The sequence below is a fragment of the Candidatus Persebacteraceae bacterium Df01 genome (assembly GCA_030386295.1).
Classification (GTDB): domain Bacteria; phylum Pseudomonadota; class Gammaproteobacteria; order Tethybacterales; family Persebacteraceae; genus Doriopsillibacter; species Doriopsillibacter californiensis.
On record JANQAO010000001.1, the window covers coordinates 230,488 to 244,279 of the forward strand.

General features: G+C 47.9%; 11 protein-coding genes. 6 read left to right on the forward strand and 5 right to left on the reverse strand.

All coding sequences use genetic code 11. From position 1 onward, the window contains the following. The first annotated feature begins 257 nt into the window (after positions 1-257). From nadA to yihA, 3 genes are all read left to right on the forward strand, one after another. Positions 258-1,355, forward strand: a complete 1,098-nt coding sequence (nadA, locus tag NQX30_01150) for a quinolinate synthase NadA (protein ID MDM5146993.1) — start codon at positions 258-260, stop codon at positions 1,353-1,355. Between the two features lie 289 nt (positions 1,356-1,644). Then, positions 1,645-2,754, forward strand: a complete 1,110-nt coding sequence (locus NQX30_01155) for a DNA adenine methylase (GenBank protein MDM5146994.1) — start codon at positions 1,645-1,647, stop codon at positions 2,752-2,754. Positions 2,755-2,801: 47 nt separating this feature from the next. Then, entirely contained in the window at positions 2,802-3,416 is a 615-nt protein-coding gene (gene yihA, locus NQX30_01160) for a ribosome biogenesis GTP-binding protein YihA/YsxC (GenBank protein MDM5146995.1), read from the forward strand. Here the strand turns inward: yihA and NQX30_01165 are convergent. Further along, positions 3,372-4,409 carry an LptF/LptG family permease gene (locus tag NQX30_01165; GenBank protein ID MDM5146996.1) on the reverse strand — a complete coding sequence of 346 codons (1,038 nt, stop codon included), beginning with the start codon at positions 4,407-4,409 and terminating at the stop codon, positions 3,372-3,374. The genes yihA and NQX30_01165 overlap by 45 nt on opposite strands. Next, positions 4,406-5,443, reverse strand: a complete 1,038-nt coding sequence (locus tag NQX30_01170) for an LptF/LptG family permease (protein MDM5146997.1) — start codon at positions 5,441-5,443, stop codon at positions 4,406-4,408. Before NQX30_01170 ends, NQX30_01165 begins: the two co-directional genes overlap by 4 nt. Positions 5,444-5,527: 84 nt before the next feature. On the opposite strand from NQX30_01170, the gene NQX30_01175 reads away from it, so the two are divergent. Continuing rightward, positions 5,528-6,961 (forward strand): leucyl aminopeptidase, encoded by a 1,434-nt coding sequence (locus NQX30_01175; GenBank protein MDM5146998.1) that lies wholly within the window; start codon positions 5,528-5,530, stop codon positions 6,959-6,961. A gap of 96 nt (positions 6,962-7,057) precedes the next feature. After that, positions 7,058-7,477: a DNA polymerase III subunit chi gene (locus tag NQX30_01180; GenBank protein ID MDM5146999.1), complete on the forward strand. Its 420-nt coding sequence runs from the start codon at positions 7,058-7,060 to the stop codon at positions 7,475-7,477. Positions 7,478-7,544: 67 nt separating this feature from the next. Here the strand turns inward: NQX30_01180 and mutY are convergent, their stop codons facing one another. Next, positions 7,545-8,576, reverse strand: coding sequence for an A/G-specific adenine glycosylase (gene mutY, locus NQX30_01185; protein MDM5147000.1), 1,032 nt, complete (start codon positions 8,574-8,576; stop codon positions 7,545-7,547). A 148-nt stretch (positions 8,577-8,724) separates the two neighbouring features. Between mutY and NQX30_01190 the strand changes: the two genes are divergently transcribed. Next, positions 8,725-9,570, forward strand: a complete 846-nt coding sequence (locus tag NQX30_01190) for a cytochrome c oxidase subunit 3 (protein ID MDM5147001.1) — start codon at positions 8,725-8,727, stop codon at positions 9,568-9,570. Between the two features lie 47 nt (positions 9,571-9,617). Here NQX30_01190 and thrS read toward each other — a convergent pair whose 3' ends face one another. Then, positions 9,618-11,570, reverse strand: coding sequence for a threonine--tRNA ligase (gene thrS / locus NQX30_01195; GenBank protein ID MDM5147002.1), 1,953 nt, complete (start codon positions 11,568-11,570; stop codon positions 9,618-9,620). Between the two features lie 465 nt (positions 11,571-12,035). Then, entirely contained in the window at positions 12,036-13,580 is a 1,545-nt protein-coding gene (locus tag NQX30_01200) for a 2-isopropylmalate synthase (GenBank protein MDM5147003.1), read from the reverse strand. Positions 13,581-13,792: the final 212 nt, after the last annotated feature.

A 13,792-nucleotide genomic window follows, 5' to 3' on the forward strand; every position in this document is an offset into this window, starting at 1 on the left:
TGTATTGTTAACTTCTATGTGCATGACAAGATTTTGTGGAAATCGGTGGGAATTTGCTGTTGGTAGATACTGGTGAACGATGGAATTAACTTAGTAGAAAGCGACAAAAATTAATTTTTTTGTAATAAATATTAGAACTATCCATAACGGTAAAATGGGCTATGGAAAAATAAAGAAAGCGACATTCACTCACACTTGCCGCGATGCTTTCCGTCTTTTTCCTGTGATTTAACCAAGCATCCTTATATAATTGTTTCATGCAAGAAACTGTTGTTAATTTTTCCCAATTTGCCGCGCTGCCGGATGATGATTGTCAGGCACGCATTGTCGATGCACGAGCACGACTGGGTAAGCGTGCTTGCCTGTTGGCGCATCATTATCAGCGTGCCGATGTTTATCGTCATGCCGATCTTACTGGCGATTCGCTTAAGCTTTCCCGCCTCGCTGCCGTTAACGATGCCGAAATCGTGGTATTTTGCGGTGTGCACTTTATGGCTGAAGTTGCCGACGTTCTTACCGCTGACAGTCAAACCGTGGTGTTGCCCGATTTGGCTGCTGGTTGTTCCATGGCCGATATGGCTTCGCTGGCCAAAGTAGAGCGTGCTTGGCGTGAATTAGCACAAGTGCTCAACCCCGATGAATACATCACGCCTATTACTTACATCAACTCTGCTGCCGACCTGAAAGCGTTTTGCGCCCGTCACGGCGGTACGGTGTGCACATCCAGCAATGCCGCTGCTATTTTGCGTTGGAGTTATGCGCAACGCGAAAAAATATTATTTTTCCCTGACCAACATTTAGGACGATGGACTGCGCGCACCATGGGGATGGCTCCTGATGATATGGCGGTGTGGGATTTTAACTTGCCGTTGGGAGGGCTTAGCGAGGCTGCTATTCGCCGAGCCAAAATTATTTTGTGGAAAGGTTTTTGTTCAGTGCATCAGATGTTTCGTTCCGAGCACATACGTGCCTTCCGCCAAAAATACCCCGAAGGCTTTGTTATTTCACATCCTGAATGCTGTGAAGAGGTGTGCGAATTGTCCGATTACGTAGGTTCTACTGAATACATTATAAAAACTATTGCCGCTGCGTCGGCCAATACCCGTTGGCTGGTGGGTACCGAGCTTAATTTGGTGCAGCGTATTGCTGAAGAGTTCAAACCGGACGGAAAAATCGTGCGCTTTATGTCACCGATGGTGTGCATGTGCTCCACGATGGCACGAATTGATCCACCGCATTTGGCGTGGTGCTTAGAGTCACTAGCCGACGGCACGGTAGTTAACCAAATCAAAGTGCCGAGTGCCGATGCCGCACAAGCTAAGATTGCTTTGGAGCGGATGTTGGCGTGTGTTTAAGATGAATTGACGGGTATCAACTTGGATTATTGCTTGTAGGATAAGTGAATATAAAAGGTACAAAGCATTTCAAATATTTAAACGAGCAATAAACGAAAATTTTCCGATTGACTTTAAAGGTCGAGGCAATATTCTTTTGCCACATTATGATTTTCGGTGTGAAAAGAACTGTTGGCAATAAAGCTCTTATTTTTCAAATAAATTAAGCAGAGCAAGAAGGACTTAATACGTTGCTAACTATAAAAAAGAATTAATAATTTTATATAGGAATAATGTATTATTTGATGACATGGCTGATTTGGCGGTTAATTTAAAGACACAAGGCATTAAATACGCAGGCTCAAAATTAAAAATAATTCCTCGCATATGTCGTTTGTTTGAAAAAATGAACGGTGTGGAAACTGTATTAGATGGTTTTTCCGGTACGACGCGGGTGTCGCAGGCGTTTTCAAGCATGGGTTACGTTGTGACTTGCAATGACATATCGACATGGTCTTACGTCTTCGGTGTTTGCTATCTCAAAAGCAAAAGTGAGCGACAGGCGTATACCGATTTAATTCATCATTTAAATAATGTTAAGCCATGCAGTGGCTGGTTTACTGAGCACTACGGCGGTGGTGTCAACGATGGTAATTCGGTACAGGAAGATGGGTTTAAAAAACCTTTTCAAATCCACAACACGCAAAAATTAGACGCCATTCGTGATGAAATAGACCGGTTGAAACTGTCCGAAATTGAGCATTGCGTTGCATTAACTTCCCTGATATTGGCGCTGGAAAAAGTGGACAATACTCTTGGGCACTATGTGTCATATCTAAAAAATTGGTCGGCAAGATCGTGTGGCGAGCTGCGTTTGGAGATTCCAGAGATGCGAGTTAATGAGCAAGTACATGAGATTATTAAAGGTGATGTGTTTGATGCGATGCGTGGCCGTCATTTTGATGCTTGTTATTTTGATCCGCCGTACGGTGCTAACAATGTCAAAATGCCACCGTCGCGAGTTCGCTATGCGTCCTATTATCATTTGTGGAAAACCGTTATTCTCAACGACAAGCCTGCGTTATTTGGTGCTGCTCGTCGTCGCCAAGACTCGGCAGACACGGAGGCTTATTGCGTTTTTGAAGATTTTAGAAAAGATGATGATGACAGGCCGCTATCCATCAATGCGGTGCAACGATTGTTGGTTGCTGCCGACTGCCGCTATATTGTATTATCGTATAGTGCCGGCGGTGAGAAAGTTCCCGATGAATTGCTGGATGCCGTATCATCTGCTGGTAGTTACGAGTGGATAAATTTTGACTATCAAAAAAATGTTATGGCGGGGATGCGCTGGCGTAACGAGTGGGTGGACGACAATAAGAAAATCAATAATGAGCATTTATTTTTGATAGAAAAATAGAGGCGAATTATTCCAATAATGGTTTGTCGTTTGTACAATAGCGAATAATGGAATTATTAAATTTTCAAAATCCAAATTTTTTGCGCTCTACATGGACTGCGCGCGATATTGATGCTGCCACAGTGATTTTTGCCGGACGTTCTAATTCTGGCAAATCTAGTGTGCTCAACGCCCTATGTGGTGGGCGTTTTGCTCGTACTGCACGTCTGCCGGGACGTACTCGTGCTATTAATTTATTTGCACTGCAGCGTGGTCAAATATTAGCTGATTTACCTGGTTACGGCTATGCAGTAGTTGCTAAAGAAGAACAGCGTACGTGGAGCAGCAAATTGATGTATTTTATTAAAGCGCCGTGTTTGTGTGGGTTGGTACTGGTGGTGGATTGCCGACGTGGGTTGCAAGAACGAGATATGGCACTGCTTCATGCCGCCTCACGACTGCCGGCGTTGGTGCTCATGAATAAAGCCGATAAGCTCGGACGTGCAGCATTACGTGATTGCGTTGAGTCAGCGAAATCAACACTGGCAACCCTTCCGATGGCAAGCACCGTGTTGACTTTTTCCGCGCTTAAAAAAAGAGGATTGGAAAAATTACGCTACGGTGTGACGGATTTATTTTTAGGCGAAGCGACGCCTAGCACCGACGAAAATAATGCCAATTAGTAATAATGTCGGTAGCGCATTAATGAGAGGTAAACGCAATAATGTTGCCAACTGCGCACAAAGGATAGCAGAAAAATAATAAGCGCCAACCATGCCGGTAGCGGCAAGCGCCGTGGCGAGAATGCGCCGTCGCCGCGTGTGACCGACAAACCATACACCAGAGGCGGCTAGCAACAATGGTGCTGGCAGTGACCACAACCGCTTCCATAAAGCGCCGATAAACTGTGTGCCGCCCGAATTTTTTTCTAATGTAACGGCAATTAGCAAGCTACGCATGGACATTTCCCTCGGACGACGCGCGACGGCCTTAAGCGCAGCAGCAGTAGCGGCAGCGGGAAAATCCCAACCACGAGATACGAAAGTGCGATGTTGCATGGATGGTGCGGTGAACGAGTTATCTCCTCGATTTAGTGTCGTCATGTTGCCGTTTATTAACTTCCAAGAGTTGCCTTGGCGGATGGCGGCACTGGCACGGAGAACCATTAGTTGATCTTCGGTGGGTCGGTAAATGGTGATGTCGCTCATATTGCCATTTGCTTTTAGCTGTTTAGCATGAAAATAAGAATCTTTATTTTGCAACCAGATGCCGTCGTTTGCTGAAAAATCTCCTCGTGCGGCGCGTGCTACCGTTTCCGCTGGCTCCAATACGATTTCGCTGAGTGTTAGCAATGCCAACGAAAAAGCGAGACCGCCGCCCGCTGCGGCCATGGTTAAATATTTCAGCGACATGCCTGCTGCTCGCATGACTTGTAGCTCACGATTTTCTTCCATACGGCGCAATGCAGTAGCGGCGCCGATAGCACAGGCAAAAGGTAGTGTTTCTAGCGCCAGCCGCGGTGCGTTAAGTGCAGCCTGCAACAGTGCGAGACTCAGAGAGGCGACAGAAAGGTTGGCCAGCAACTCCAGCATGATGATGAGCATGGTGAGAATCAGCCATAACACGCTGACGGTAGCGGTAACGCGACGGATAATATAGCGCGTGGCAATATTCATCGGCGTAGAGGGCGTTCAATCAGCCACGCGACAGCAAATACCGCCAGCGGTGGCAACAACAGCGCGATAATAGTAGACATATCTTTGCCGGCTACGCCGCCACGGACAAAGTACAACAAATTTAAATAAATGCAAAACAGCAACAACGCGATAAGAAAACCTATTCCTCTCCCCAGCTGTGGGTGTGAACGGGCAATAAACGGTGCGAGTAGTACTAAAAACAGTGCAGCCAGCGGTTGATGAATGCGCCAGATGATTTCTGCACGCTCTGTGGCATCACGCCAATTTAACGATTTGGTGGTGGCTCCACGAGGACTATCTGAGGCGATTTGTGTCGCCGGGAGATTAATTAGCATGCGCTCGAAGCCAGTGGCTTCGGCAACGCCGGTGTCTGCTAGCCGTGGTAGCCGATAAAGCACACCATGTTCTAAGGCCAGTAGCTCAACGTCATTAGCCGTATCGCGACGAGCTTTGGCGGCGATAATAATTTCATGAAAATTGCCGTCATTGCGGGCAATAAAAATGTTACCGGCATCTTCTCGGTCACCGTTAAAAAAATAAGTAAAAATATTGCCCGGCGTGGTGCCAAATTCACCAGCACGAATGTTTTCGGGATTAACATCGCTAACTAGCTGTGCTCGTAGCGCGTCGGCGGTGCGTACCGACCATGGTGACAAATACAGTGACGCGCCTGCAATCGCCAGTACAATGGGTAGAGCAAATAATATTTCCGGCAGAACAAAATGCCGTAACCCGATGCCGGAAGCAAACCACACATCCATTTCGCGTTCGTGAAAGGAGCGACCAATGGCAAGTAACACACCGGTAAAAACCGACACAGTAAGCAGTTGCGGTATATATTTGAGAATGGTAAGACTCAAAAAATGCCATAACGAAAATGTCGGCAATGCTTGTGCCACGGTGTCGGGTAGCAGCCGCGATAAAAAAATCAGGCTGCTGATGATGAGTACAATGGGAAAAACAATGCTCATGTGACGCGCGCAGTCACGAATGTGGGCACCTTGGTAAATCATAGCCGAGAGTATAATGCCGCGATTGCCTGCGAGGCATTATTTATTAAAAAATCAACAATATAAAACAGTGTTCGGAGCGTTGCTATGCCTAAATTTTCCATCACCAAAAAAAGCTTTTCAGAGGGAAAGTGTGACAGCTTGCTTGTTATTCTTGCCGCTAAAAAGGGAAAGCCAATGCTGTCATCAACGGCACAGGCGGTTGACGGTGTACTGAACGGCTTGCTCAGTACACTGTGCAAGCGCGGTGATTTTTCTGCCGGTGCCGGCGATACGCTGACCTTGCACGCGCAAGACGGGATGCGCGTGACGCTTGTTGGCATTGGTGAAGGAACAATAGCGGAGCACACGCAGATCTTGGTAGCAACTGTTGGGGGGATGAAAAAAACGACCATTTTAGGTGTCGTGCCGCCAGAAGATGCCGGAGCCGCTGATCTTGCAGCCGTTGTGGCAGCCGTTGGAGCGGGAGCCTATCAATATAAATTGGGGGCGAGCAAGCCGGCAACAACCTCGCTCAAAGAAGTGCGCTGGATGCCGGTGGTTAATTCCGCTATGTTGGTGCATGGTGGTGCCATTGCTGAAGGCGTTCGTTTAGCACGGCATTTGGCGGAGCAGCCTGGCAATGTGTGTACCCCGAGATTTTTAGCCAAAACGGCTACTCAGTTAGCTAAAGATACTACTCTGAAAGCCACGGTTATTGATGAAAAACAAATGCGTAAGCTCAAAATGTACGCTTTGTTGGGCGTGTCACAGGGCAGTCGAGAAGCGCCGCGGTTGATTACGCTGGAACACCGTGGTGGTCGTGGTGCGCCAGTTGTGTTGGTGGGTAAGGGCGTAACTTTTGACACCGGTGGCGTCTCACTCAAGCCGGCAGCGGCGATGGATGAAATGAAATTTGACATGTGCGGTGCTGCTTCGGTGTTTGGTGCGCTGCTTGCTTGTGCGCGCATGAAATTACCGTTAAACGTTGTTGGTGTCGTGCCGTCTTGCGAAAATATGCCCGGCGGTGCGGCGATTAAGCCGGGTGACGTTATCACCGCAATGAATGGCAAGACTATTGAAGTACTCAATACCGATGCCGAAGGACGTTTGATTCTTGCTGATGCATTGACGTATGCTGAGCGCTACAAGCCGGCGGTGGTGGTGGATGTAGCGACACTCACAGGCGCTTGTGTGATCGCGCTTGGACATCACGTTAGCGGTATGACGGCAAATGATGATAAGTTGGCGACAGAGCTGGTGGCAGCCGGCGAAGAGTCTGGAGATCCATGTTGGCGGTTACCGTTGGGCGATAAATATTCGCACCAACTCAAGAGTGACTATGCCGATTTAGCCAATATTGGTGGGCGTTCGGCGGGAACGATAACCGCGGCGGCTTTTCTTTCACAATTCACTAAATGTAAGCACTGGGCACATTTGGACATTGCCGGCACTGCTTGGACAACTCAAAAACGTGCTACCGGTCGTCCTGTGCCGTTGCTTACCCGGTTTCTCATGCGCCGCGCCGGTATTGTTAAGTAATTTGATATATTTTTGTTTAGGAAATGGCCTATTTCGTTTTGGAGAGAGGCAGAAAAAAGTGCTATTGGTCAAGCTACAAAAATTGAATAAAAGACCATGACCAACGTCATCATGTATATCGGCGTGTCTGATAAATTACGTTTTTTGTTAGGACTGCTCAGCAAAAAACTGTTGCCGCACAACATGCGTGTGCTCATCGCTGCCGCTGATGAGGCGGAAGTGGCGAAAGTAGATAACTATCTGTGGACAGCGGTGCCTGGTGGTTTTGTGCCTCACGTACGGCTGGAAGATGATGCGGCAACGGAAACGCCGGTACTCATCACCGCCGGTACCTTGGCGGATGATTTTCACGCAGACACATTGGTGTCGTGGCAACATGAAACGCAGTCTTTTTTCCCTCGATTTGCTTGTCTGATTGATATTGTGCCGACTGAGGGGAAAGATTCGGGGCGGACACGTTATCGTTTTTATCAGTCGCATGGCTATCAAATTAACGTCCATAACTTGGATAAATAATTACGGTGATAGCGTTGCGGTTATAGTTTTTGTGGCGGGAATTTTACTGTTCGACAGCATCGCCGTGTTACGGGGCAAAAAAAGCAAGCAATAATTTTTTGATAGGTGCTGGCAAGGCGGCATCTGCGAGCGCGCCTTTTTGCATCCACTTGGCTGTTGGAGAGGAGGTAGGAGGTTTGTAGCATGCGTAACACAACACTTTTGCATGGAGATGATAATGCGTAAATGTATGCGTGAACGCCATTTCTTCGCGTGGTGTGAGCGTGTCGCCGAATTTTTTGCAGCAATAATCGCGTAAGTCCGCCGTTGCTTCTTTCTCGGGTAAAGACCATAAACCGCCCCAAATGCCAGCATGTGGACGCTTTTGTAACCACACTTTATTGTGGTGGTAAATGAGTGCCATTGCTATGTGACGCACGGATTTAATGGGGCGAGGGGAGCGATGTGGTAGCCGTCGCTCAATCCCGCGCTGGCGTGCGAGGCATTGTTTGCTTAGTGGACAAGCCTCACAACGTGGAGAGACGCGTACGCAGACAGTCGCGCCTAAATCCATCAGCCCCTGCGTATAAGGTTTGATGTTGTGTGTGGGAAGCAATGAATCAGCCAGTTTCCATAGTGTGTGAATAGTGGCAGCTTTATTAGTTGGTTGCTCAATGGCAAAAACGCGGGTTAGTACTCGTTTGACGTTGCCGTCCAAAATTGCATGGTGCCCACCACCGGCAAAAATGGTAATAGCCGCCGCTGTGCTCTTTCCTACGCCGGGTAGAGTCTGCCAGCTGGCAGCGTTTTGTGGAAAGCCTTTACAGGCGATGATTTTTGCCGTTGCATGAAGGTGGCGGGCGCGAGCATAATAACCAAGTCCGCTCCACACTGCCATAACGCTTTCGGTGTGGGCGCGGGCCAAACGGTGGACATCGGGGAAGCGCCGCAAAAAACGCTGATAATAAGGTAACATAGTTGTCACTTGTGTTTGCTGCAGCATAATTTCCGACAGCCAAATATGGTATGGATTATCACATTGCCACGGAAGGTTGTGCCGACCGTATCTTTTTTGCCAGCAAATGATGGCGGTGGCAAAAGCGGTGTTTTTTGTGTTCATTTGGAAAGTTTAATTCAAAAATATGCCGGATAATGACAGAGAGCAACAATGGGCATTGGGGAAGAATGGTTGCTTGTCATTAACGTCAGTTAAAATAGTGTTTAATACAAGTTAATTCCATGAAAATTCATACACACAGGCGACAACCATGAGCGATTCTTCTCATTATTTTGTTCCGGCTAATTCCAAATGGCCAATCTACACTTCGCTTTCCATGTTTTTGGTAGTTAGTGGTTTTATCTGCATTTTTAATGAACTGTCCGGCGCCTACGCTGTTTTTGGTGCAGGATTTTTGGCGCTGACATACTGCATGGTGGGCTGGTGGCGTGATGTTACCGTAGAAAGCGAAGGCGGTAAGTATAAAGAATGGGAAGACATGTCTTTTCGTTGGAGCATGGGCTGGTTTATTTTTTCTGAAGTCATGTTTTTCGTTTCGTTTTTTGGCGCCTTGTTTTACGCTCGAGTATTAGCTGTGCCAGATTTGGGCGGGTTAGACAGCAAAGTTATCTGGCCACAGTTTGAGGCTATTTGGCCAACTGCTGGACCGTATTTTCCTGATAATTTTGAAACGATTCCGGCTTTTGACGTGCCGTTAGTGAACACGCTTATTTTGCTTACTTCCGGCGTTACGGTGACGTGGGCACACTGGGCGCTAAAACTCAACAAACGTCGCCAACTCAATATCGGGTTGGCGTTAACCGTATTGCTGGGAGTGATTTTTTTAGCCTTTCAGGTGCAAGAGTACGTACATGCCTACAACGACCTTAATCTGAGGTTGGACTCAGGTATTTACGGGTCCACTTTTTTCATGCTTACCGGATTTCACGGGTTGCATGTAACTATCGGCACCATCAGCCTCATCGTGATTTTGGGGCGTTGTATGGCCGGACATTTTACGCCTGACAAGCATTTTGGTTTTGAAGCTGTCGCTTGGTATTGGCACTTTGTAGATGTTGTCTGGCTGTTTTTGTTTATAGTGGTGTACTGGCTGTAAACGATAAAGCTGTATTTCATAAAAACAGCAAGGGTTAGCGAGTTAAATTAATCCGGCGGTTGGGCTTCTTCCCGCAATGAGGAAACTGCTGCATCCACGGACATGGCGATGTTGCGATTGTCCCCCAACCGTCGTACTGCCACACTGTTTTGTTCGGCTTCGCGCTTGCCAACTACCAATATTGCAGGTACTTTTGCTGCCGAATGCTCGCGCACTTTGTAATTTATTTTTTCGTTCCGTAAGTCTGTCTCGGCTCGCAATCCTGCCGCCTGTAATGTTGAGCACACTTGTCGCGCATGTTCGTCGGCGTCCGATACAATCGTTGCCACTATCACTTGTAGTGGTGATAACCACAGTGGGAGTCGCCCTGCGTGATGTTCAATAAGAATGCCGATAAAGCGTTCAAAAGAACCGACAATAGCACGATGGCACATTACTGGCCGCAGCCGTTCAGCACTGGCTGCGGTGTATTCGGCATGCAGCCGTTCCGGCAATACAAAGTCCACCTGCCAAGTGCCACACTGCCATTCTCGACCAATGGCATCGCACAGTACAAATTCTAGCTTGGGACCATAAAACGCACCCTCGCCGGGATTGAGCGTCCATTGCACATTGGCTTTGTCGCAAGCTTCACGCAAGGCGGCTTCGGCGCGGTCCCATACGGTATCGTCGCCGGCTCGTTGCGGCGGTCGGTCGGCAAATTTGACAACGAATTTATCAAAACCCAAATCACGGTATATTTGTGACAGTAGTGCCATAAAAGACACCGTTTCATCGGCAATCTGTGCTTCGGTGCAAAAGATATGCGCATCATCTTGTACAAAATGGCGCATGCGCATTAAGCCGTGTAACGCGCCCGATGGCTCGGCACGGTGGCAGGAACCAAACTCGGACATGCGCAGTGGCAAATCGCGGTAGCTTTTGGTTCCGCGCTTGTAAATTTCTACATGGCAGGGGCAGTTCATTGGCTTTAATGCAAAAATGCGCGCTTCTTGTGGGTTATCTACATAATTGCGTAGGCCTTCTTCGTTTTCAGCGATGTACATGTTTTCACGGAATTTATCCCAATGACCGGAAGCTTCCCATAACTTGCGGTCTATCAGTTGCGGTGTTTTAACTTCAATATAACCGGCAGCACGCTGCCGGCGGCGAAGATAGGTTTCCAACGTGCGGTACAGCGTCCAGCCTTTATCGTGCCAAAAAGCTGTGCCTGCGGCTTCTTCTTGCAAATGAAACAACCCCATTTCACGTCCCAGCCGGCGGTGGTCGCGCCGTTCGGCTTCGGCGAGCATGTTGAGATAAGTGCGTAGTTCTTTGTCGGTTCGCCAAGCAGTGCCATAAATGCGTTGCAGCTGCGGGCGACGAGAATCGCCACGCCAGTAGCTTCCAGCGACGTGCGTAAGCTGAAATGCTGTGCCAGTGTTGCCGGTGTGGCGCATGTGTGGTCCGCGACACAAATCCAGAAAATCTCCTTGTCGGTAAAAAGATACTGTTTCGGTATCGGGAATGGCATCTACTAATTCAACCTTAAACGACTCGCCTAACTTCTCGTAATGGGCGCGAGCATCGGCGCGCGTTCGGACTTCGCGCCGTAAGGGAATTTTTTGCGCTATAAGTTCACGCATGCGGGACTCAATTACTTGTAAATCGTCGTGTGTGAATGGTGTCTCGCGATAAAAATCATAAAAAAAACCGTTGGTTATGACTGGTCCAATCGTTGGCTGTGCGTCAGGAAACAGTTGTCCCACCGCTTGTGCCAGCACATGCGCGCAATCATGGCGAATTAACTCCAACGCCGCGCTATCGTCTCGGGTGATAAATTCCACTGTACAGTCTGTTTCTAGCGGCAAATAAATATCTTGTAAGACACCATCAACAGCGCAGGCGACCGCCTTTTTGGCGAGTGATGGCGCAATGCTGGCGGCGACTTCATCGGCGGTGATGCCAGCAGCAAAATGGCGCGTGGCACCATCTGGTAGGGTAATGTAAATATCGGACATAACCGCTATTTTATCAACCTCGTTACGTTGTTCGTGGTTGATGTTTTGCCGTGAGTGACTTATTGGTTGAGTGCACTGATTTTAGCGATGCATCGTTCTATTTCTTTGATTTCTTCTCTTGTTGCGTTACGGGCGGCTTCTTTTTGTATCACTACGTTTTTTTCTTCCATTTTATTTATCCGCTCGTATGCTCGAGTTGCCGACCGTTCAACACGTTTGGCGTCGACGATAAATATGAGTCGGCAATAGTAAAATGGGCAAAGGTGTAAACAAGATTGCGTCTTGCAATTAACAAGGATTGCATTAGGTTAAAGAAATAAAAGAACAGATAAATAGGTAAAAATAAGCAGAATGAGCACTAAGAATAAAGCTCTGCTAAGCTGCCTAAATTGATGGCAACGTTAGGGTATTCGCTTCCCGCACGTTTGCTGCCGTAACAGGAGAATGTCTTTTATTAACTTTGCTTTATATTGTCTGCTGTTGCGGGTGTGTGCGTGAAGCGTTGCCTTCTAGTCGTCCTAAAGCGTTGAGGTAAGCCTTAACCGAAGCAATAACGATGTCGGTGTCGGCTCCGTGACCAGTAACCGCAGCTCCATTTTTTTGCAATCGTACCGACACATCACCTTGGGCGTCGCTGCCGGCGGTAATATTGCGGACTGCATATAATGCCAATGATGCGCCACTTTGTATTTTTGATTCAACTGCACAAAAAGCCGCATCTACTTGTCCGTCGCCATTTGCTTCTGCCGTGTGCGCTTCGCCGTCAACGGAAAAAACCACTGTTGCTCGTGCTTGTCTGTCACTGCCGGTCGTGGATGAAAAAGATAATAGGCGGTAGCGATTGTCTTCATCCCTTTCGGTTCCGGCAGCAACGGCAAGTAAGTCATCATCATAAATGTCGCGCTTTTTGTCTGCCAGCGATTTAAATCGCTCAAAGGCGTTGTTGAGCAATGTATCATTTTCAAAAGTTACACCGAGTTCAACTAATCGTGTTTTGAAAGCGTTTCTCCCCGATAATTTACCCAAGCGTATTAGATTGGAAGACCAGCCCACACTTTCCGCCGACATGATTTCGTAAGTTTCTTTATGTTTGAGTACGCCGTCTTGGTGGATGCCCGATTCGTGGGAGAAAGCATTTGCTCCAACAATGGCTTTGTTTGGTTGTACCGGAAAGCCGGTCACTGATGAAACCAATTTGCTGGCTGTCACTAGTTGACGGCTTTCTATGCGGCTGTCGCACGAAAACACGTCACGCCGCGTACGCACGGCCATAATAACCTCTTCCAACGCTGTGTTGCCAGCGCGTTCACCGATGCCATTAATTGTGCCTTCTACTTGCCGCGCACCTGCTAGCACCGCGGCTAGTGAGTTTGCTGTAGCCATACCCAAATCGTTGTGGCAGTGTACCGAAAACACAGCTTTGTGCGCGTTGGGCACGCGCTCGCGCAATCGCTTAATAATTTCGCTAAATTGGTGTGGTACCGTGTAGCCGACAGTGTCGGGAATGTTAATCGTTGTCGCGCCGGTGGCAATGGCTGCTTCTACGATACGACACAAAAAATCTTCTTCCGAACGTCCAGCGTCTTCGGGGGAAAACTCTACATCGTCGGTATATTTGCGTGCCATTTTGATTGCCGCTACAGCGCGCGCTAAAACCTCATCGGGGGAAAGGTTAAGTTTCTTTTGCATATGAATGGGCGAAGTGGCGATAAAGGTATGCAACCGCTTGCGGCGGGCGGGAGCAATTGCTTCACCGGCGGCGTGAATATCTTTTTCGTTGGCGCGTGCCAATCCACAGACGATACTGTCAGTAATATTTTCGGCGATTTGTTTAACTGCGGCAAAATCGCCGGCGCTAGATACTGGAAAGCCAGCTTCAATCACATCTACTCGCAATCGCTCCAACTGTAGGGCGATTTTTAGTTTCTCTTCTGCGCTCATCGCGGCACCGGCGCTTTGCTCGCCATCGCGCAATGTCGTGTCAAAAATAATTAAATTGTCATTGCTCATCGTGAACCTCCCGCTGCAGTGAGCGGAAAAATATCAAAAAAATAAAAAAGTGAGGGTGGAAAAAAGAGAAAGAATTAGCGCGCCGGTTGGCGCAGCAGAAGCAGCGAAAGAGAAAATAAAAGCGACTGCCGATTAGTAAACATGTTTTCAATGATAGCAAACATTGTTTTTATTGTCAATTTCATATATTAATTTATGTCATGGCAGAAAGG

Coding starts and splice junctions, on each gene's coding strand:
- NQX30_01175 (MDM5146998.1), top strand. CDS start 5,528: ATGCCTAAATTTTCCATCACCAAAAAAAGCTTTTCAGAGGGAAAGTGT.
- NQX30_01200 (MDM5147003.1), bottom strand. CDS start 13,580: ATGAGCAATGACAATTTAATTATTTTTGACACGACATTGCGCGATGGC.
- NQX30_01170 (MDM5146997.1), bottom strand. CDS start 5,443: ATGATTTACCAAGGTGCCCACATTCGTGACTGCGCGCGTCACATGAGC.
- thrS (MDM5147002.1), bottom strand. CDS start 11,570: ATGTCCGATATTTACATTACCCTACCAGATGGTGCCACGCGCCATTTT.
- NQX30_01180 (MDM5146999.1), top strand. CDS start 7,058: ATGACCAACGTCATCATGTATATCGGCGTGTCTGATAAATTACGTTTT.
- NQX30_01155 (MDM5146994.1), top strand. CDS start 1,645: ATGGCTGATTTGGCGGTTAATTTAAAGACACAAGGCATTAAATACGCA.
- mutY (MDM5147000.1), bottom strand. CDS start 8,576: ATGAACACAAAAAACACCGCTTTTGCCACCGCCATCATTTGCTGGCAA.
- nadA (MDM5146993.1), top strand. CDS start 258: ATGCAAGAAACTGTTGTTAATTTTTCCCAATTTGCCGCGCTGCCGGAT.
- NQX30_01190 (MDM5147001.1), top strand. CDS start 8,725: ATGAGCGATTCTTCTCATTATTTTGTTCCGGCTAATTCCAAATGGCCA.
- NQX30_01165 (MDM5146996.1), bottom strand. CDS start 4,409: ATGAATATTGCCACGCGCTATATTATCCGTCGCGTTACCGCTACCGTC.
- yihA (MDM5146995.1), top strand. CDS start 2,802: ATGGAATTATTAAATTTTCAAAATCCAAATTTTTTGCGCTCTACATGG.